The 17,913-nt window shown below is 55.4% G+C and carries 22 protein-coding genes; 17 read left to right on the top strand and 5 right to left on the bottom strand.

Going from position 1 to position 17,913, the window contains the following annotated elements; translation table 11 throughout:
- Nucleotides 1-45 precede the first annotated feature (45 nt).
- From ACNKH3_RS12520 to greA, 6 genes are all read left to right on the top strand, one after another.
- A complete protein-coding gene (locus ACNKH3_RS12520; RefSeq protein WP_420209466.1) occupies nt 46-1,455 on the top strand; it encodes a hypothetical protein in 1,410 nt (469 codons plus the stop codon).
- Between the two features lie 108 nt (nt 1,456-1,563).
- The gene (locus tag ACNKH3_RS12515) at nt 1,564-1,815 is read left to right on the top strand and encodes an acyl carrier protein (RefSeq protein WP_420209465.1); all 252 of its coding nucleotides are present in this window, start codon (nt 1,564-1,566) and stop codon (nt 1,813-1,815) included.
- A 108-nt stretch (nt 1,816-1,923) separates the two neighbouring features.
- A complete protein-coding gene (locus ACNKH3_RS12510; protein ID WP_420209464.1) occupies nt 1,924-3,300 on the top strand; it encodes a phytoene desaturase family protein in 1,377 nt (458 codons plus the stop codon).
- A 29-nt stretch (nt 3,301-3,329) separates the two neighbouring features.
- Nucleotides 3,330-4,331, top strand: coding sequence for a sigma-70 family RNA polymerase sigma factor (locus ACNKH3_RS12505; protein ID WP_420209463.1), 1,002 nt, complete (start codon nt 3,330-3,332; stop codon nt 4,329-4,331).
- A 42-nt stretch (nt 4,332-4,373) separates the two neighbouring features.
- Nucleotides 4,374-5,561, top strand: coding sequence for a DegT/DnrJ/EryC1/StrS family aminotransferase (locus ACNKH3_RS12500; protein ID WP_420209462.1), 1,188 nt, complete (start codon nt 4,374-4,376; stop codon nt 5,559-5,561).
- A gap of 111 nt (nt 5,562-5,672) precedes the next feature.
- On the top strand, nt 5,673-6,158 hold the full coding sequence (greA, locus tag ACNKH3_RS12495; protein WP_420209461.1) for a transcription elongation factor GreA: 486 nt from the start codon (nt 5,673-5,675) through the stop codon (nt 6,156-6,158).
- A 28-nt stretch (nt 6,159-6,186) separates the two neighbouring features.
- Here greA and ACNKH3_RS12490 read toward each other — a convergent pair whose 3' ends face one another.
- From ACNKH3_RS12490 to ACNKH3_RS12475, 4 genes are all read right to left on the bottom strand, one after another.
- Nucleotides 6,187-6,843, bottom strand: coding sequence for a hypothetical protein (locus tag ACNKH3_RS12490; RefSeq protein WP_420209460.1), 657 nt, complete (start codon nt 6,841-6,843; stop codon nt 6,187-6,189).
- A complete protein-coding gene (locus tag ACNKH3_RS12485) occupies nt 6,819-8,426 on the bottom strand; it encodes an AAA family ATPase (RefSeq protein ID WP_420209459.1) in 1,608 nt (535 codons plus the stop codon). The genes ACNKH3_RS12490 and ACNKH3_RS12485 overlap by 25 nt, the downstream gene beginning before the upstream one ends.
- A gap of 130 nt (nt 8,427-8,556) precedes the next feature.
- Nucleotides 8,557-9,663, bottom strand: a complete 1,107-nt coding sequence (locus tag ACNKH3_RS12480; protein ID WP_420209458.1) for a hypothetical protein — start codon at nt 9,661-9,663, stop codon at nt 8,557-8,559.
- On the bottom strand, nt 9,660-9,977 hold the full coding sequence (locus tag ACNKH3_RS12475) for a hypothetical protein (protein WP_420209457.1): 318 nt from the start codon (nt 9,975-9,977) through the stop codon (nt 9,660-9,662). The genes ACNKH3_RS12480 and ACNKH3_RS12475 overlap by 4 nt, the downstream gene beginning before the upstream one ends.
- On the opposite strand from ACNKH3_RS12475, the gene ACNKH3_RS12470 reads away from it, so the two are divergent.
- From ACNKH3_RS12470 to ACNKH3_RS12420, 11 genes are all read left to right on the top strand, one after another.
- Entirely contained in the window at nt 9,976-10,623 is a 648-nt protein-coding gene (locus tag ACNKH3_RS12470; RefSeq protein WP_420209456.1) for a succinate dehydrogenase, read from the top strand. The two genes, ACNKH3_RS12475 and ACNKH3_RS12470, sit on opposite strands and share 2 nt — an antisense overlap.
- A 165-nt stretch (nt 10,624-10,788) precedes the next feature.
- Nucleotides 10,789-11,175, top strand: coding sequence for a hypothetical protein (locus tag ACNKH3_RS12465; protein ID WP_420209455.1), 387 nt, complete (start codon nt 10,789-10,791; stop codon nt 11,173-11,175).
- An 8-nt stretch (nt 11,176-11,183) separates the two neighbouring features.
- Nucleotides 11,184-12,137, top strand: coding sequence for an ACP S-malonyltransferase (fabD, locus tag ACNKH3_RS12460; protein ID WP_420209454.1), 954 nt, complete (start codon nt 11,184-11,186; stop codon nt 12,135-12,137).
- Nucleotides 12,138-12,283: 146 nt separating this feature from the next.
- Nucleotides 12,284-13,636, top strand: coding sequence for a signal recognition particle protein (gene ffh, locus ACNKH3_RS12455; protein ID WP_417916344.1), 1,353 nt, complete (start codon nt 12,284-12,286; stop codon nt 13,634-13,636).
- 106 nt (nt 13,637-13,742) lie between these two features.
- Complete coding sequence (rpsP, locus tag ACNKH3_RS12450) at nt 13,743-14,003, top strand: 30S ribosomal protein S16 (RefSeq protein WP_417916343.1); 261 nt, start codon at nt 13,743-13,745, stop codon at nt 14,001-14,003.
- Nucleotides 14,004-14,007: 4 nt separating this feature from the next.
- Nucleotides 14,008-14,238, top strand: coding sequence for a KH domain-containing protein (locus ACNKH3_RS12445; protein WP_420209453.1), 231 nt, complete (start codon nt 14,008-14,010; stop codon nt 14,236-14,238).
- Between the two features lies 1 nt (nt 14,239).
- The gene (gene rimM, locus ACNKH3_RS12440; RefSeq protein WP_420209452.1) at nt 14,240-14,770 is read left to right on the top strand and encodes a ribosome maturation factor RimM; all 531 of its coding nucleotides are present in this window, start codon (nt 14,240-14,242) and stop codon (nt 14,768-14,770) included.
- A 1-nt stretch (nt 14,771) separates the two neighbouring features.
- A complete protein-coding gene (gene trmD, locus ACNKH3_RS12435) occupies nt 14,772-15,533 on the top strand; it encodes a tRNA (guanosine(37)-N1)-methyltransferase TrmD (protein WP_417915710.1) in 762 nt (253 codons plus the stop codon).
- Nucleotides 15,523-16,173 carry an RNA methyltransferase gene (locus ACNKH3_RS12430; protein ID WP_420209451.1) on the top strand — a complete coding sequence of 217 codons (651 nt, stop codon included), beginning with the start codon at nt 15,523-15,525 and terminating at the stop codon, nt 16,171-16,173. Before trmD ends, ACNKH3_RS12430 begins: the two co-directional genes overlap by 11 nt.
- A complete protein-coding gene (rplS, locus tag ACNKH3_RS12425) occupies nt 16,160-16,525 on the top strand; it encodes a 50S ribosomal protein L19 (RefSeq protein ID WP_417915712.1) in 366 nt (121 codons plus the stop codon). The genes ACNKH3_RS12430 and rplS overlap by 14 nt, the downstream gene beginning before the upstream one ends.
- Nucleotides 16,526-16,531: 6 nt before the next feature.
- Nucleotides 16,532-17,185: a ribonuclease HII gene (locus ACNKH3_RS12420; RefSeq protein WP_417915713.1), complete on the top strand. Its 654-nt coding sequence runs from the start codon at nt 16,532-16,534 to the stop codon at nt 17,183-17,185.
- Between the two features lie 34 nt (nt 17,186-17,219).
- On the opposite strand, the gene ACNKH3_RS12415 is transcribed toward ACNKH3_RS12420, so the two are convergent.
- The gene (locus tag ACNKH3_RS12415) at nt 17,220-17,912 is read right to left on the bottom strand and encodes an endonuclease III domain-containing protein (RefSeq protein ID WP_417915714.1); all 693 of its coding nucleotides are present in this window, start codon (nt 17,910-17,912) and stop codon (nt 17,220-17,222) included.
- Nucleotide 17,913 lies beyond the last annotated feature (1 nt).

Here is a 17,913-nt window from a genome sequence, read left to right as displayed (position 1 = left end):
CAGGCTGCAAGAAAGCTCTGATCAATGAAGTTTATAAAATAAAAAATGTTTCGAGTAAAAGACCTTTCAGAAATCGGGCAATTAACCCGCAACGAATCATCCAAGCAATACTTAGAAGAGGCAATTGCATCGTATAGAGCGGGAGCATACAGAGCGGCAATAATTTCGACTTGGATTGCTGTATGCGTAGATATTATTGAGAAAATTCGCGAGTTAAGTCTTGAGGGCGATAAAGCAGCAAGCGAATTAGAAAAAAAACTAAACTCCATACAACAAAATGACATCAATAACATGTTAGATTTTGAGCGTAATATACTCGACTATGCATGTGAGAATATCGAACTCATATCTGTTATTGAGAAGAAACATCTCGAACGTTTGAAAGAAGATAGAAACTTTTGCGCCCATCCAACTTTTTTAGCTGACGGTAGTCAATTTGATCCATCTTCTGAATTAACTAAAGCGTACATTATCCAAGCATCAACTTATCTATTATCAAGACCTCCAGTAAAAGGAAAATTTGCTATTGATCGTTTATTTAATCTTATTTCAGGCAGCTCGTTTCCAGTTAATGACGACTCTGCCTATACAATTCTTTCGTCAGATAATTATCTCGGTAAAGCCAAGGAAAGTACCGTCAGGAATTTGATAATTATTTTATTAAAACGGATATTTAAGGATGAAAATGGTTTGGATCTAGAATCCTTTGAAAGAATATGTTCGGCTTTAGGAGCCATCGAAAGAATTTACAATGATATATATATAGAAGTGTTTAAAACAAAATTTAAAGAGTTTGTAGCTGCAACTAATGACTATTTAATCAGAAGACTATTTCTATTTTTAATTAAAAGAAACGAAGCATGGAATTACCTTGAAAAGGCTACAATTTTACGTCTCGAAACGACAATATCATCAATGTCTGGAAAAGACCTAAATAAATACAGTGTTCCAAAGCTGGCTTCAATGAACTTAAAAATAAACGATATGATGCAGAGTAGAATCAATAATTTTAATCAAAATAATTTAAAAGAGCTATTAGAGGGGATTGATTCTAGTACGTTAAAGGAAATAGCTATCAGGCTATTTATGACTTCAGGCAGTTTCGATTCAGCTTACAAGAACGGAGTAGATTTTTTGCTTCCCCATATAAAATATTTTGAAAATTCCGATATAGAAATATTATTTGATGGAATTTTAAAGAATAGGGCTGGCAGGATAAATCAAATTTTGCATGCTGGCGGGATGGATATAATTTTTTGTCAATTATATGAATTGACAAAAAAACACAACGTAACAATTAGGAAGGATAAATGGAAAGATTTTTATATGGAAATAGAAAAAGAGTCTAATAACTTTGATGAATTCAGAAAACTTCTTGAGAAAGATGAGATAATACAACCGCAAGAAAGTAATGATGCAATAAATCAAATTCAAGAAGACGAAGTTCCTTTCTAATAAGGAATGTAATATCTATCTATAGACAGTCGTTTTTAACATAGCTGTGCCTGCTTGTGCCAGATGTTTTGTATAGAACTTTAACGCATTTTCTAAGGAGCAAGAAGCATGACCCGTGATGAAATCAAGTACATGATTCTTGATATTATTCAAGATATAGACGACGAAGCCGAGTTTGACAACTTGGACGAGGACAAGCCCCTGCGCGACCAGCTTGATCTGGACTCAATGGATTTCCTCGACATCGTCATGGAGCTGCGCAAGCGGCACAAGCTGCAAGTCCCAGAGGAGGATTATCCGCAGCTTGCCACCTTGATGAGCTGCGTCAACTATCTTGAGCCGAAGCTGAAGGATGCTTGAGCGCAGGCCGGGCTGAACCGCTCCGCTAATAAAGGCAGGTCTCTGGCCTGCCTCTGTTTTTTAGTTCCCGCGCCACTCCGGCGCAGCCTCGTTTCCTCGCAGACCATCATGGCTGACTGGCAGCTCATCATCATTGGCGGCGGCCTGTCCGGGCTGGCTGCCGGCATCCGCGCCGCGCGGTTTGGGCAGAGAGTTTTGATTGTCGAGCAGCACAGCCTGCCCGGCGGCCTCAATTCGTACTACCTCCGCCAAGGGCATCTGCTGGAGACCGGCCTGCACGCGATGACCAACTTTGCTCCGCCGGGGGTGAAGCACGCGCCGCTGAACCGGCTCTTCCGCCAGCTCCAGCTCTCCCGCAAAGAATTCACCACCCACGAGCAGCTGGAATCCGAGGTGATCTTTCCGGGCATCAGTCTGCGTTTCTCCAACGACCTCAACCTGCTCATCGAGGAGATCGCCGCCCATTTTCCACTGGCGGCTGACCGCTTCCGCAGCCTTGTCCGCGAGGTGGATGCCTACGATCCCTTTGCCGAGCGGCCTTGGCAGTCGGCGCGGGCCTTCCTGCGCGAGCGGCTGGCCGAGCCGCTGCTGGAGGACATGCTCCTGCTGCCGCTGATGGTCTACGGCAACGCCGAGGAAGATGACATGGACATCGGCCAGTTTGCGATCATGTTCCGGGCCGTTTTTCTCGAAGGCTTTTTCCGGCCCGCAGGCACGATCAAAAATTTGCTGGACATGCTGCTGGCCCAGTACAAGGCGTTCGGCGGCGAAATCCGCTTCCGCGCTCCGGTGGATGAAATTCTCAGCAAGGACGGCAGGGTGCGCGGCATCCGCCTGAAAAGCGGCGAGGAGCTGGCCGCCGAGGCCGTGCTGTCCACCGCAGGCATTCCCGGCACTGCCGAGATGAGCGGCTGGCCGCTGGAAGCAGGCCGCTACACCGGCAGGATGAGCTTTATGGAAAGCATCAGCCTCGTGCCGGAGCTGCGCCTGCCGCCGGAGCGCAGCGGCAAGACGATCATTTTCTACAGCCTCAAGCAGCGGCTGGCCTATCACCGTCCTGCCGGGCCGATTGACCCGTCGTGGGGCGTGATCTGCTTTCCCGATCACTTCCAAGGCTTGGCGCGGAGCGGCCCGGCGCAGGTGCGCGTCACCAACGCGGCCAACTACGATCTCTGGCGGCAGGCCGACGAAGCGGAATACCGGCGGCTGAAGGCGGACTGCGGCCAGCAGTCAGCGGCGGCAGTGCGGCAGATTCTTGGTGATTACAGCCGGGACGCGGTCTATCAGGACAGCTTCACCCCGCTGACCATCGAACGCTTCACCGGCAAATGCGCCGGCGCAGTCTATGGCAGCCCGGTCAAGATTAAAAGCGGGAAAACCCCGTGGCCGAATCTCTTCATCGCAGGCACGGATCAGGGCTATCTTGGCATAGTTGGCTCGATGTTGAGCGGCGTGACGATTGTCAATCAGCACCTGCTGAAATAGCCGCAGGCCCGTTTAAAAAAATTGGAAGCATGAACGACGAGAACAGCAAATTGGAGGAGATTCAGGAGGCGGAGCTGCTGGATGAGGACAGTCAGCAGCAGTACGCGGTGGCCTTGGTCTCTTCCAATGAGGAGCACCTGCCAGCGGTCAGCAACCCAGCCCTGCACCGCTATTTGCAGGAGATCAGCCAGTATGAGCTGCTCTCCCGCGAAGAGACTGACGAGCTGGCTGTCCGCTTCCGCGAGACCGGCGACCCGGAGGCCGCCTACCGGCTGGTTTCCGCCAACCTGCGCTTAGTGGTCAAAGTGGCGATGGACTTCCAGAAATACTGGATGCAGAATTTCATGGACTTGGTGCAGGAAGGCAATGTCGGCCTCGTGCAGGCGACGAAAAAATTTGATCCCTACCGGGGCGTGAAGTTCTCCTACTACGCCGCCTACTGGATCCGCGCCTACATCCTCAAGTTCATCATGGACAACTGGCGGCTGGTGAAAATCGGCACGACCCAGAACCAGCGCAGGCTTTTCTTCAGCCTCAACAAGGAGAAGAAGCTGCTGGAGGCGCAGGGTTTCGCCCCGGATGTCAAGCTCCTGGCCGAACGGCTTCAGGTCAAGGAAAGCGAAGTGGTGGAGATGGGCCAGCGCATGGACAGCTGGGATGTCTCCCTTGAAGCGCCGGTGCTGGGCGATTCAGACGAGGAGCAGAAGGATTTCTTCCAAGCCGGCGGCCCGGCGGTGGAGGACATCGTCGCCCTGAACGAGGTGCGGGAGCGCATCTCGAAAATTCTCGGCCAGGTTGACGAGCTGCTGAACGACAAAGAAAAGGTCATTCTCAACACCCGCCTGCTCAGCGACGAGCCGGAGACACTGCAAGTCATCGCTGAGCAGTTTAAGATTTCGCGGGAGAGGGTGCGCCAAATCGAGGCCAATCTGCTCAAGAAGCTCCGCGCCATTTTTGAAAAAGAGCTGCCCGATGTCCGGGATTATCTTGACACAGAATCCAGCTCCTCAGTCAGCTCAGAAATTCATTGAGGAATATTCTCCACCCATCACATCATGAGCATTGAGGTCAGCATGAACGTTCCCCTTCTGGATCTGCATCCGCAGACCGCCGCCCTGCGTGACGACATCCTGCGGGCTGTCACCGAGGTGGTTGATTCCACCGCCTACATCCTCGGCCCCAAGGTCATGCAGCTTGAGCAGGATGTTGCGGCTTACTGCGGCGCAGGCTTCGGCATTGGCGTGAGCAGCGGCACCGATGCCTTGCTGATGACGCTGATGGCCTTGGAGATCGGGCCGGGCGACCGCGTCCTGACCACGCCGTACAGCTTCTTCGCCACAGTCGGTGCAATTTTGCGGGTGGGTGCCCTGCCGGTCTTCGCCGATGTTGCGGAAGCAACCTTCAATATTGACCCCGACAAGATGGCGGAGCTGCTCGCCGACGATGCCAAGAACGGCAAGACCATCAAAGCCATCATTCCGGTGCATCTCTTCGGCCAGTGCGCGGACATGGGCAAAATCATGGCATTGGCGCAGACATACGGCATCCCTGTGATTGAGGACGCGGCCCAAGCTATTGGCTCAGAATATCCGATGCAGGAGAAAAATGGCTCCACAGTTTGGCGCAACGCCGGAGCAATGGGCTTGGTCGGCTGCTACTCCTTCTTCCCGTCGAAAAACCTTGGCTGTTTGGGCGACGGCGGCATGGTCGTCACATCGGACAAAGCCTTTGCTGAAACCTTGCGCTGCTATCGCAACCACGGCGCACAGCCGAAATATTATCATGCCAAGATCGGCGGCAACTTCCGTCTTGATCCGATTCAGGCCGCTGTCCTCAGCGTCAAGCTGCCGCATCTCGAACAATGGCACAAGCAGCGGCAGAAAAACAGCCGTATCTATTGCGAACTGTTCGCCCAGGCCGGACTGACGGACAATCCAGTGATCCTGCCGAAAGCGGTTCATGCGGCCAGCCCGGACGCGGCGGCGCACAATCACCATATCTACAACCAGTTTGTCATCCGCGCGCCGCGCCGCGAGGAGCTGCGCAAACATCTTCAGGAAAAAGGTGTGGGCTGCGAGATCTATTACCCGGTCTGCCTCCACAAGCAGGACTGCATGAAAAAATACGGCAGCAACGAGCTGTCCATGCCCATTGCCGAGCAGCTGGCGCAGGACTCGCTCGCTCTGCCGATTTTCCCGGAACTGCGCCGGGAGCAGCAAGAATACGTGGTCGAAGTCATCGCCGAGTTTTACCGCGCGTAAACACGGCAGCAGCAAAGAGCTTTTCCTTCCCCTGCGGCTTCAGCTGCTGCGGAGGGATTTTATTTTCCGCACATCGCAAACCCATTGAACAAGGAAGAGGAACGCAGCATCATGGTTGAACGCATCCCCATGTCCAAGAATGGATACGCCAAGCTGAAACAGGAGCTGGAGCGGCTGGAGAAAGTTGAGCGGCCTGACGTGGTCAACGCCATCGAGACCGCCCGCGCTCACGGCGACCTGAAGGAGAACGCTGAATATCACGCGGCCAAGGAGCGGCAGAGCCTGCTTGAAGGCCGGATCATGGAGCTGAAGGACAAGCTGGGCCGGGCCGAGGTGATTGACTGCACCAAGGTCAGCACCAAAAGGGCGGTCTTCGGCGCGGTCATCACCTTGCTGGACATGAACACTGACGAAAAGATCACCTACCAGCTGCTGGGGCCGGAAGAGGCGGACGTGAAAAGCGGCTCGATCTCCGTGCTCGCGCCGCTGGGCCGCTCCATGCTCGGCAAGGCCGTGGGCGATGAAATCGTCGCCAAAACGCCGGGCGGCGTGCGTGAATTCGAGGTGATTGCAATTCAGGCCGGAGCGGTCTGCTGAAGTGCGGGCGGCAGCAACTGAGCAGAAATTATGACATTGTCCAACGCTGCTCCTTGGCTGCCGCCACAAGTTCCCTTTCAAACCTGCTGAACGCGGACAATTGACGCAGTGGTTCAAAGGTGCTTATCCGATCTGCAACGCGATGTGCCATTCTGCCCGGATCAAAATTTCTCCTGCGGCTGATCGGCCCGCTTGCCGTCCGCAGCAAGTCATAAAGAGTTTGTTTCGGATCGGGCAAATTTTCAACGCTGCTCATTTTTGGCAATGACAAAGGCTGCCGACCATTTGGATTGCTTGCCGCCTGCCGGATGGCAGGCTCATCATGCAGCAGCCACGCTTCCGTCATTCTGACTGGCACAACACAGACTGTCGGCGGATGCTCAGTGTCTTGCAAAGCGGTTTGAATCTCAGCAATTCTTTCCTCCAGCTCCATTTTTTCAGCATCTCTATGAATAAACAACACATCGCATGGATAAAGCTCAATGCTAAATCTGATGCGATCCGGCAACGTTTTCACAGTTCCTTTGGGAAGCCTATACAGGTCTGCCCATGCTTTCTGAACAGCGAAATCTGGACAATGCTCCCGGAAGAGCCATGAAATGATTGGCAGCAGGGCTTTGTCAGAACTGCCGTCAGTAAGAAGTGTGCAGCGTATTTCTTTCATTTGGAAAAACCGGGCAGCCATTGCTGCATCCTGTCAACAACTCTGCGGCGACTGCGTGACGACTGTTCATTTTTTGTAGTTTTATTATTAGAAGGATCGGTTTCTTCGACTGTATCTTTTTGAATTTCCTTGGATGGCTCAATTGGATTGAGATATGAAAGCAGCTTGCCTCTGGAAACAATTTTTTGCCGTAGTTCTAATTTATCACGCCATGTGTCATCAAGGCAGCTTAACGACAGACCTCTGCCTCGTTTTCCATCTTGATTCAAATATTCATTTAATTCAGCAATAAGAAGACAGTCATCTGGTATTTGCGCCACTACAGCCGGAGAGTGGGTGTTAATAATCACTTGATTTAAAGGGTTGTCTGCGTCAAGCTCTATGTCAGTGTTTGTCGAAATCTCTTGAATAAGTTGAATTATTGCAGGAATTCGTTCTGGATGAATGCCATTTTCAGGCTCCTCCAAACAGAGAACTCCTTTTTCCTCTTTGTCCATGCCGAGTATTGACAAGGCCAGAAAACGCAAAGTCCCATCTGACAAAGAACGGGCCGGGTGAGCAGTTCCGTTGCGGTCAACTACTTCCAGTGTCAGCAAATCCCGTTTTTCATCGCGATCAACCCTCACTGTATTAACATCATCAATTAATTCAGACAACTGGTTTGCAAGCTCAGCGTAGACTTGACTTTCGATGTCAGTTTGTTCCCCATCAGATTGCTTTGCCGCATCTTCAGCATCCTGCTGACTGCATCCCGCCAGCCGATAAAGCGTTGCAGGCAGATGTGCGCCATTTGCCCCCAGCCTTCTCGGCGAGGTTATATCGTCAGGCTTGCGAAGTGCTGAAGGTTCCAGCTGAAGCATCCGCCACGACTGCATTTCTCTTCTGACTAGCAAGGCTGTTGGGCTTTCTACTGCATTTGTAGCAGAAGAAAGAACCGTTCTGGGCAATGCCGCCGCCCGAAAAGAACGTCCACTGCCGCGCCGCCATTTTTTTTTCTCCCCATCACCGCTGCCTTGGTGCATTTGACCACCGCTGTCTTGGTGCATTTGAATGAGTTGATCGCTTTCTTTTTTTGTGGTTGAAATGAACGGACCGCCTGCACGTCGGCCTGTGATTGCAGAGTTTATCCATGTTCCAGCTTTCTGAGAAAAGAGAAAACATTTGGCAGCATCTCCTTTTTTTATAGGCTCTAAGCTCTCGTGAACGAGTTCGACCATTCCTTGAGAAGGATGGTTGTCATCTTGTTTATATGCAAGGATAATTTTGTACCTTAAGGAAGTTATGCTGGCTTTTGCAGGCTGCCCATAGTCATCAATTCCTTCAGCAGGGATGATTAGTTCGACTTCAAAAGACATAGTATTGCTGTAAATATCTCCATTCCTGTGAAAGAGATGCCTCACGTCTGAAGCCCGTCCGCCTTCTCCTCGCACAGACATCGCTGCTTCAATAAATGTTTTTTCAGAAAGAAAACTCAGAAAAGTGATCGCATCAAAAAGATTTGATTTTCCTATGCCATTCGCTCCGGCAATACAGGTGAATGGACCGAAATGGACATCAAGATCAACGATATTTTTGAAGCCTGATATTTTCATTCTGGTGATCATCTCGGCACCCGCTGAAAGCAAAAAAAATGATAAAAATAAACAAGGAGTTACTGCTGAATAATGCCGATGAACTTGACTGAATGCGGAAGAAAAAAAGGGGCCTGCTGGAACGCAGGCCCCCTGCTGCGGCTTAGAACTTCAGCCGCAGACCGCCGCCGAAGCGGCCATATTCGGCCAAGCCGTCAAACTCGTCCACCGCGCTGCGGATTTCGAGGAAGAGCGAGGCGTTGAACGCGTCGGGATCGCCATAAACGCGGGCACCGACATTGGCCATCACATCGATGTCCGTGTCGCCAGAGTCGTCATCCACGTCGCCGGAGGTGATCCAGCCGCCCACGCCCAAGCCGATCCAGCCGTCCACGTCACCCGCTTTCCAGTTGTACTGGGCGAACACGTCGAGCAGCAGCGCGTCGTCGCCGTCTGTGCCGCCGACCTGCGCGGACACGCCGAGCATGGCAAGGAAGGAGACATTCTCAAAATCGCTGCCAGCGGCAAAGGGACTCCATTCCGCGCCGATGCGGCCAAAGGCGTAGTCGGCAGGATCGGTCTGCTTGAAATAGCCGATGTCGCCGACAAAGCGGAGCGGGCCAGCCTGGCTTTCAGGTTTGGGATGGCAGTTCAGCTCCTGGCATTCCGGCGGGCATTGCTCAGGATTGTCGTTGCAGCTGGGCGGACAGTCGTCGCAAGTGACCTGCTTCACCGGAATGCACTGCTCAGGCACGCCTTTGCAGGCTTCCGGACATTTTGCCGGATCGTCAGAATTGTCTTTGCATGAGGCAGGACAGTCCTTGGGGAATTTGTCGCAGACATTGCAGCCGAGATCCGCGCAGGCCGGAGGACAACCGGGGCCGGACGGATTGATGATGCAGTCGGCGGTGCAGTCCTCGCAGGTGTAGCATTTGATGTCCTTGCAGATGTCGGGGCAGGCGGGATCAGCGGGATTGACCTTGCACTCCGGGGTGCAGTCCTCGCAGGACTGGCACTTGACATCCTTGCAAATTTCCGGGCAGCCTGCCGCGCTTGGGTTTTTTCTGCACTCCGGGGTGCAGCTGTCACAGGAAGCCTCCTGGCATTCCGGCGAGCGGCAGACAGCGGGGCAGCCCTTGCCGTAGGGATTTTTCAAACAGTCCGGCGAGCAGTCGTCGCAGGTGTAATTCTTATGTTTTCCTCCGGCCAAAGCTCCGCCTGCGGACAGAAGCAGCAGCATCGCGGCAGTCAGCAGCACCTTTGTTCTCATCTCCCAACTCTCCTTTTCGGTTGATTTTTCCCCTCAGCGGCGGCACCTATTCCGGTCAGTTCCGGAAGAGGCAGGCGCAATGAGGGCGCAGCTTTTATTTTGGTAATAAATATATAATCTATCCGGCGGTGAGGCAAGGCAAAAGCGCAGCCGGTTTCTGGCTGCGCAAGGAGAAAATGCGCGAAAGCGCAAAATTTCGTGCAGGACGCTTTTTTGTCAGCGCCGCAGACAGGCGGCGATTGCAAGATGCCATGTTCTGAGGTAAAATAAATGCTGCCGCCCATGTTCGGGTCAATTATCACGTTCAGACGCATGTCCCGCCTGCTCCGCCTCTGCCGCTCCTCTCTGGGCAAAAAATACATCATGGCCATGACCGGCCTGCTGCTCGGCTTGTTCCTGCTGGCTCACGCCGCTGGCAACAGCCTGCTGCTCCAAAGCCGTGAAGCGTTCACCGCCTATGCCGAACATCTGCGCGAATACCGCCTGCTGCTGCCGCTGGCGGGTCTGCTGCTGGCTGCTGTTTTTCTGCTTCATGCGCTGACCGGCCTCAGCCTTTTTGTCAGCAACCGCCGGGCCAAAGGCGGCAGGAGCACCGTCAGCGCCGCCGCCGGAGGACAGACCTTGACCTCGCGGGCCATGCCGTGGACAGGGACGGCGGTGCTGGCTTTCCTCCTCGTGCATTTGGCCACAGTGCGGTTTGCTGACCCAGCTCTGCCGACAGCCGAACGGCTCGGCAGGGCCTTGACCGAGCCGCTGCCAGCACTGCTCCACGTCGTCGGAGTGGCGGCTTTGACTCTGCACATCAGCCATGGCTTCTGGTCGCTGACGCAGACTTTTGGCCTCAATTATCCCCGGTGCAACGGCCTGATCAGAGCCTGCGCTTGGCTGGCCGTCATCGTGATTGCCGGAATTTTCGGCACTATCATTCTGCTTTATCTTGCACATGCAATTCAATTTTGAAATACTAAAACTTTGCAACATTGCCGACCAATATTTATGGAACGCATATCATGGCCAGAAAGACCGCGCAAACAGTCTCATTTTTCCTCAGCATCACAGCAAAATGCGTGTCAGTGAACAGGAGGCCGGTTTGCATTAGTCGAGGCACTGTGCAGAACAAGCTCATTGAAATATTCGGTAGAAACACCCACCACAAAAAACTACAGCTTTACAGGAAAGGATGAGGTTGCAGCTCGGATTGACTTGACTGTGTATAATACGGACGGCAGCCGTATTTGCAATATTGAATTTAAAGCGAAAGGATTCAGTTGTGAGAGGAAAGATCTTCTGTCCGTCAGCAAGGATGTGCAGAAGCTGCTGCGGGAGCCTGAGCCAGCCCTCTGGTTTCATCTTCTTGAAAGTGCTGACAGGACAACTGTGAGCAAGCTGCTGGACGTACTGAAAAATTGCATCAGCCAAACCAAAATGGACATTCATGACATAGACCAGCCAGAGATGACCGTGCATGTTTGTGTGCTGAAGCAGCAAGTTATCCACCAATTTCAATTATGAAAAAGCATATGAAAAAAACAGCAGTCCTCTTCCCCGGCCAAGGCTCGCAATATCTCGGCATGGGCAAAGCCTTTATTGAAACTGATCCTGAGGCTGCCGCGCTGATCGACATGGCCGAGCGCGTCTCCGGCTTTCCCTTGCGGCGGCTCTGCTTTGACGGCCCGCTGGAGGAGCTGACCCGCGTCCTCCATCTTCAGCCCGCATTGACCGCCGTCAACCTCATCTGCTGGCAGCAGCTGCGCAAACTGCTGCCCGGCTTTACTCCGGCCTGGGCTGCCGGGCATTCGCTGGGCGAATATTCCGCCCTGCACGCTGCGGGCGTGCTGTCCGCCGAGGATGCCATCGCCCTTGTCACCAAGCGCGGCGAGTTCATGGAGCGCGAGAACGCCGCTCATCCCGGCGGAATGCGCGCGGTGCTGGGCCTGAGCATTGAGGAAATTGAGCCTCTGCTGAACAGCTGCGCCGGGGCGGGCCTGGTTGTCGTGGCCAATCACAACTCGCAGCAGCAGATCATCATTTCCGGCGATGCTGAAGGGCTGGAGGGCTTCAGCGAAGTCTGCAAAGCCGCTGGGGCCAAGAAGATCGTGCCGCTGAAGGTGGCTGGCGCAAATCATAGCCCGCTGGTGGCTGGAGCGGTGCCGGATTTCGCCGCCTGCATGGAGAAAATCTGTTTTAATCCGCCCAAGTTGCCGCTGCTCTTCAACGTCACTGCTGCGCCGGAAAAGGATCCGGCGGCTATCCGCACGATCATGGCCCGCCAGATCGCCTCGCGGGTGCGCTGGCATGAGTCGGTCTGTCAGATGATCGCGGACGGGGTGGAAGTTTTTCTGGAGCTTGGCCCAGGCTCAGTGCTCACCGGTCTGATGAAGAAAATTCTCCCGGCTGGCAGCGCGGCAGTCTGCGTGCAGGCGGACAGCCCGGAATCGTTGGCAAAAGCCGCGCAGATCATTCAAGGCGGCTGAGTTTCGGCCAGCTTCGCCGGAAGTGCCATGAAATCCAGCTTTTTTTCTTCCTGCTTGACACAAGCCCGCGCATGAGGTAAATATTTTTGTTTCCTGCGCAGTCGCTGTTCAGGATGGCGGGGCATTATTTTCCTATCGGACTGATCATGTTTGAGAATTTAACAGAACGCCTTGAAGGGGTCTTCAAAAGGCTGCGCGGCCACGGCACGCTGACCGAAGAAAATATCGCCGAAGCCATGCGCGAAGTGCGCACGGCCCTGCTTGAAGCGGATGTCAACTTGCAGGTGGTGAAGGACTTCGTCGCCTCGGTCACGGAAAAGGCGGTCGGGCGCGAAGTGCTGACCAGTCTTGCGCCGGGGCAGCAGGTGATCAAGGTGGTCTATGAGGAGCTGGTCGCGCTCCTTGGCACCTGCGCCGAGCCGCTGCGCCTTGACGGACGGCAGCCGGTGGTGATCATGATGGCCGGTCTGCAAGGCTCAGGCAAGACCACCACGTCCGCCAAGCTGGCCCGTCTGCTCAAAGAGAAAGGCCGCAAGCCCTTCCTTGTGCCTGCCGACGTGTACCGTCCGGCGGCCATTGAGCAGCTGCACGTGCTGGGCGGCCAGATCGGCGTTCCGGTTTTTGGCTCCACCACCGAGCAGCGGCCAGCGGATATCGCCCGGCAGGCTGAGGCGCAGGCCAAAGCCGAGGGCTACGACACTGTCATCCTCGACACCGCAGGCCGCCTGCATGTGGACGAGGAGCTGATGGCCGAGCTGAAGGAGATCGCCGCTGCGGTGCCGCTCTCCGAAGTGCTCTTTGTCGCTGACGCGATGACCGGCCAGGATGCGGTGACGGTGGCGGCCAAGTTCAGCTCTGATCTTGACATCAGCGGCGTGATCCTGACCAAAATGGAGGGCGACGCGCGCGGCGGCGCGGCCCTGTCGGTCAAGCAGATCACCAAGCGGCCCATCAAGTTTGTCGGCGTGGGCGAGGCTCTCGACGCGCTGGAGGTCTTCCATCCTGACCGGGCCGCCTCGCGCATCCTCGGCATGGGCGACGTGCTCTCGCTGATCGAACGGGCGGAAAAGGTTGTTGATGAGAAACAGGCCCAGCAGCTAGCCAGCAAGCTGCGCAAGAACAGCTTCACGCTGGAGGATTTTCTCAGTCAGCTTCAGCATATCAAGAAAATGGGCAGCTTGGAGCAGCTCATGAGCATGGTGCCGGGCATCAACAAGCTCCGCCAGCTCAAAGACGCGCCCCAGCCCAGCCAGAAAGAGCTGCTCAAGACTGAGGCCATCATCCTTTCGATGACCAAGACCGAGCGGCATAATTACAAAATTATCAACGCCAGCCGCCGCATCCGCATCGCCAAAGGCTCCGGCACTTCGGTGGAGGAAGTCAACCGAGTGCTGAAAAGCTACGCCATGATGCTGAAGATGATGAAAAAAATCAGCGGCAAGGCGGCGGTGGTCAAAGACGGCCAGCGACGCAAGCTGCCTAAAGGGCTGCGACGCTGAGCAGGGGCGAAAAATCTTTCGCCCTTACATCTGCATCGCACAGGATTTTGCAAAAATTACCAGCCGGGCAACCGGACGCACACCATCCACAGGAGAACAGAAAAAAATGGCAGTACGAATCCGCCTGACCAGAAAAGGCCGCAAAAAACAGCCCTTCTACCGCATCATCGTCGCAGACTCCCATTCCTGCCGTGACGGCAAATTCTTGGACATCGTCGGCACGTATGACCCGATGCAGGAGCCTGCGGCCATCCGCATTGACGAGGGCAAGCTGTCTGACTGGATGGGCAAAGGCGCGCTGCCGTCCGAGACTGTCAAAACCCTGATTGATCAGAACAGAAAAGCAGCCGCCGCGACGGCAGCCTGAAGCCATGCAGCAGCTGGTCTCGTTCATCGCCGCCAAGCTGGTGGATGCGCCGGAGCAGGTGGAGGCTTCCCAGCGCGAGGAAGTCGACGCGGTGACGGTGGAGCTGAAAGTCGCCAAGGAAGACCTTGGCAAGATCATCGGCAAGCAGGGCCGCACCGCCCGCTCTATCCGCACTGTGCTGGCCGCTGCGGCTGAGAAGCGGCAGAAACGCTGCCGCCTTGAAATCCTTGAGTGATATGGACGAGGATAACAACGAGGGTCTTGTCTTGATGGGCCGGGTTTCCGGGCCGCACGGCATCAAAGGCGAGCTGAAAGTCCGCCCTTATTCCGGCGAACCGGAGAGTCTGCTTGGCTACAGCAGCCTGCTGCTTGTTGTCGGCGAAAACGCGGAGCCGAAGGCATGGAAGGTCGAGCAGTCAAGGGCGCACAAGAGCTGGACTTTAGTCAAGCTGGAAGGCTGCTCCGACCGCAGTGCTGCCGAGCTGTTGCAACGGGCCGATGTCTACATCCATGAGGACGACCTGCCGAAGCTGGAGGACGGGGAATTTTATCTCCGCGATCTGGAAGGCAAGACAGTCAAGACCGAAGACGGCCAAGTTGTCGGTGTAATCACCGGGCTGCTGAACGGCGGCGTACAAGATATTCTTCAAGTCGAGAACAATGGTCAGGAGCATCTGATTCCGTTAGTACCGGAATTCGTCGTCCGTGTGGATGAAGATGCCTTGATCATGGCGTTGCCGTCCGGTCTCTTGGAGATCAACGCCTGACGTGCGTTTTGACATACTGAGCATTTTCCCGGAGCTGCTCGCCTCGCCGCTGCAAGAGGGCATCATCCGGCGCGCCTTGGCTGCCGGGCAGATTCAGGTCCATTTGCACAACATCCGCGACTGGGCCGAGGACAAGCACGCCATGACCGACGACCGCCCATTCGGCGGCGGCGAGGGCATGGTGATGAAGCCGGAGCCGTTGGCCGCCTGTCTGCATGACGTGCAGGGTGATGCGCCGGGACGAGTGATACTGCTCTCGCCGCGCGGCGCAGTGTACAATCAGCGTACTGCTGAGCGGCTGGCCGGACTGGAAAAAATCGTGCTGGTCTGCGGGCGTTACGAGGGTGTGGATGAGCGGTTCTGCCGCTTGCACGTTGACGAGGAGCTGTCCATCGGCGACTACATTCTTACCGGTGGCGAACTGGCCGCTTTGGTGGTGGTGGATTCCGTGACCAGATTGCTGCCAGGAGTGCTTGGCTGCGCGGATTCGGCGGCTAAAGACAGCTTCAGTCGCAATCTGCTCAAGCACGGGCAATATACAAGACCGCGTGAATTCGCCGGACTGGAAGTGCCAGAAGTGCTGATGAGCGGCGATCACGCTAAAATTGAGGAGCACCGTTTTTTGGAATCGGTGCGGTTGACCTTGGTGCGGCGGCCTGAGCTGCTGGCTGAGGCGCAGTTTTCATCCGCCGAGCAAAAACAGCTGAAAAGGGCCGGACTTTATGCACAGGTGCAGCAGGCACGAGCCGGACATGGATGCTGAATTTCATCTCGATGTGGCTCTGATCCACCATCCGGTGGTCAACCGGCACGGCGAGATCATCGGCTCGGCAGTGACCAATCTCGATCTGCACGACATCGCCAGAGCAAGCAAGACCTTCGGTGTGAGCGCGTACTGGGTGGTCACGCCCTATCCGCTCCAGCAGGAGCTGGCCGCCGGGATCGTCGGCCACTGGACTGAGGGCTACGGCGGCGTGGCGGACAGCGACCGAGCCGCAGCTTTGTCCTTGATCAAAATACGCGCCAGCTTGACGGAGGTCATTGACGAGATGACCCGGCAGCATGGCCGCAGGCCCAAAGTGGTGGCCACCAGCGCAGCATCTGCCGATAAGAAGCGCGTCAGCTTCGCCGCTTTGCGCCAAGAAATCATCGGTGAAAAGTTGCCCGTGCTGCTGCTTTTTGGCACAGCGTGGGGGCTGGCCCCGGAAGCCTTGGAGCTGGCGGACGCGATGCTGCCGCCCATCTCCGGGCCGGGGGCGTACAATCATCTTTCGGTGCGGTCCGCCGCATCCATCGTGCTCGACAGACTGCTGGGCCGCCGGGAAGAGGCTGGTCAGCATTGCGACAACTACGAACCATCAAGCGGCAGGCCCGCGCAAGAGGACGAACATGAACATCATTGACAGAATTGACCAAGAATCCATGCGCTTCGACCACCCGGACTTCCGTCCCGGCGACAATGTCAAAGTGCATATCCGCATCATCGAGGGCAACAAGGAGCGGGTGCAGATATTTCAGGGCGTGGTGCTCAAGCGGAAGCGCGGCATGATGAATGCCAGCTTCACCGTGCGGAAGATTTCCCACGGCGTGGGCGTGGAGAAGACCTTTGCCACACATTCTCCCCGGATTGACAAAATTGAAGTGGTTTCGCACGGCAAGGTGCGCCGCTCACGGCTCTACTACCTGCGCGACCTGCGCGGCAAGGCAGCCCGCATCAGCGAGCGGCAGCGGAACAACAAGCAGGCTGGGGCCTGATGCCTGTTGGACGATGCCTTCCTGTTCCCGCCGCAGCCCGGCGGGAACACCTTTTTTCATGAACGCCGCCTGCATAAGCATGGTCTGCTCCATGTCGCCGGAGTGGACGAAGCCGGACGAGGTCCGCTGGCTGGGCCAGTAACGGCGGCCTGCGTCATCCTTCCCCCTGACAGCGACTATTCCCGCTGGAAAGATTCCAAAAAGTTGACTCCGCTCCGCCGCGAGCGGCTCTACAGCGATCTGCGCCGTTCAACCGCTCTGATTGGCATCGGCCTTGCTTCGGCGGAAGAGATTGACCAGCTCAATATCCACCGCGCCTCGCTGCTGGCCATGCGCCGGGCAGTCGAGAATTGCGCCGACAGCGCGGGAAAACATCCTGATTATCTCTTGGTTGATGGCCTGTTCAAAGTGCCGGTCAATCTGCCCCAGTTAGCCTTGGTCAAAGGCGAATCCAAAAGCGCGTCCATCGCCGCCGCCTCCATTGTCGCCAAAGTCATCCGCGACCACCTGATGGCTGACTGTCACGAGCACTATCCGCAGTACAATTTCCTCCAGCACAAAGGCTATCCCACCAAAGCCCACCGCGCCGCCATTGCCGAGCACGGCCCTTCCCCCATCCACCGCCGCAGCTTTCACGGCGTGCGGGAGTTTTGCCGCTGATCAGGCAAAGAAGCGATATTTTGCTGCGTTCCACTCAAATCAGATCATCTTGCAGATGCCATGCTTGTTGGGACAAAAAATCTTCCTCTCCTGCGGCGGATAACGGGCAGCCTTCGCATCTCGGCTTGGATTTTTTGCAAAACTCCTTGCCGACGCGGACGATGAGGGCATGGTACTCATTGAAAAGGGCCGCATCCTCTTCCAGATGGTCCATGAACAGCTCCTGCATCTGGAAATAGTCGCAGTCTTCGCTGATCAGGCCGTGCCGGAAGAGGATGCGGTGCGTATAGGCATCAACAACAAAGACCGGTCGGCCTGCGGCGTAGAGAACGATGGAGTCCGCTGTCTCCGGGCCGATGCCCTTCACCCCCAGCAGCAGCTCGCGCAGCATCGCGGTCGGCTGCGCCAGCAGGGTCTCCACGCCGCCCTGTTCCGCAATCAGGGCAAGCAGATTTTTCAGCCGGGCGGCTTTCAGATTGTGATACCCGGCTGGCCGGATTATCTCAGCCAGCTCTCCCGCTGACAAAGCGGCAAGCTGCGCCGGAGCGAGCAGCCCTGCTGCCTTAAGGTTGGCAATCGCCTTTGCAACGTTGCTCCAATTTGTATTCTGCGTGAGGATGGCCCCGGTCATGATTTCAAAGGGGCTGCCGCCGGGCCACCAATGCTGCGGGCCGAAATGCGCCAGCAGGCGGTGATAGATGTCGCGCAGAACTGCCGCCGTGCGCATG

Source organism: Candidatus Electronema sp. JC, assembly GCF_048287365.2.
Classification (GTDB): Bacteria; Desulfobacterota; Desulfobulbia; order Desulfobulbales; family Desulfobulbaceae; genus Electronema.
The sequence above is the reverse complement of the archived record's forward strand: the minus strand, read 5'-3'. Positions and strand labels throughout refer to the sequence as shown.

What these genes read in the sequence shown, in the direction of transcription:
- ACNKH3_RS12520 (WP_420209466.1), top strand. Translation starts at nt 46, where the DNA reads ATGTTTCGAGTAAAAGACCTTTCAGAAATCGGGCAATTAACCCGCAAC.
- ACNKH3_RS12515 (WP_420209465.1), top strand. Translation starts at nt 1,564, where the DNA reads ATGACCCGTGATGAAATCAAGTACATGATTCTTGATATTATTCAAGAT.
- ACNKH3_RS12510 (WP_420209464.1), top strand. Translation starts at nt 1,924, where the DNA reads ATGGCTGACTGGCAGCTCATCATCATTGGCGGCGGCCTGTCCGGGCTG.
- ACNKH3_RS12505 (WP_420209463.1), top strand. Translation starts at nt 3,330, where the DNA reads ATGAACGACGAGAACAGCAAATTGGAGGAGATTCAGGAGGCGGAGCTG.
- ACNKH3_RS12500 (WP_420209462.1), top strand. Translation starts at nt 4,374, where the DNA reads ATGAACGTTCCCCTTCTGGATCTGCATCCGCAGACCGCCGCCCTGCGT.
- greA (WP_420209461.1), top strand. Translation starts at nt 5,673, where the DNA reads ATGGTTGAACGCATCCCCATGTCCAAGAATGGATACGCCAAGCTGAAA.
- ACNKH3_RS12490 (WP_420209460.1), bottom strand. Translation starts at nt 6,843, where the DNA reads ATGGCTGCCCGGTTTTTCCAAATGAAAGAAATACGCTGCACACTTCTT.
- ACNKH3_RS12485 (WP_420209459.1), bottom strand. Translation starts at nt 8,426, where the DNA reads ATGATCACCAGAATGAAAATATCAGGCTTCAAAAATATCGTTGATCTT.
- ACNKH3_RS12480 (WP_420209458.1), bottom strand. Translation starts at nt 9,663, where the DNA reads ATGAGAACAAAGGTGCTGCTGACTGCCGCGATGCTGCTGCTTCTGTCC.
- ACNKH3_RS12470 (WP_420209456.1), top strand. Translation starts at nt 9,976, where the DNA reads ATGTCCCGCCTGCTCCGCCTCTGCCGCTCCTCTCTGGGCAAAAAATAC.
- ACNKH3_RS12475 (WP_420209457.1), bottom strand. Translation starts at nt 9,977, where the DNA reads ATGCGTCTGAACGTGATAATTGACCCGAACATGGGCGGCAGCATTTAT.
- fabD (WP_420209454.1), top strand. Translation starts at nt 11,184, where the DNA reads ATGAAAAAAACAGCAGTCCTCTTCCCCGGCCAAGGCTCGCAATATCTC.
- ffh (WP_417916344.1), top strand. Translation starts at nt 12,284, where the DNA reads ATGTTTGAGAATTTAACAGAACGCCTTGAAGGGGTCTTCAAAAGGCTG.
- rpsP (WP_417916343.1), top strand. Translation starts at nt 13,743, where the DNA reads ATGGCAGTACGAATCCGCCTGACCAGAAAAGGCCGCAAAAAACAGCCC.
- ACNKH3_RS12445 (WP_420209453.1), top strand. Translation starts at nt 14,008, where the DNA reads ATGCAGCAGCTGGTCTCGTTCATCGCCGCCAAGCTGGTGGATGCGCCG.
- rimM (WP_420209452.1), top strand. Translation starts at nt 14,240, where the DNA reads ATGGACGAGGATAACAACGAGGGTCTTGTCTTGATGGGCCGGGTTTCC.
- ACNKH3_RS12430 (WP_420209451.1), top strand. Translation starts at nt 15,523, where the DNA reads ATGGATGCTGAATTTCATCTCGATGTGGCTCTGATCCACCATCCGGTG.
- rplS (WP_417915712.1), top strand. Translation starts at nt 16,160, where the DNA reads ATGAACATCATTGACAGAATTGACCAAGAATCCATGCGCTTCGACCAC.
- ACNKH3_RS12415 (WP_417915714.1), bottom strand. Translation starts at nt 17,912, where the DNA reads ATGCGCACGGCGGCAGTTCTGCGCGACATCTATCACCGCCTGCTGGCG.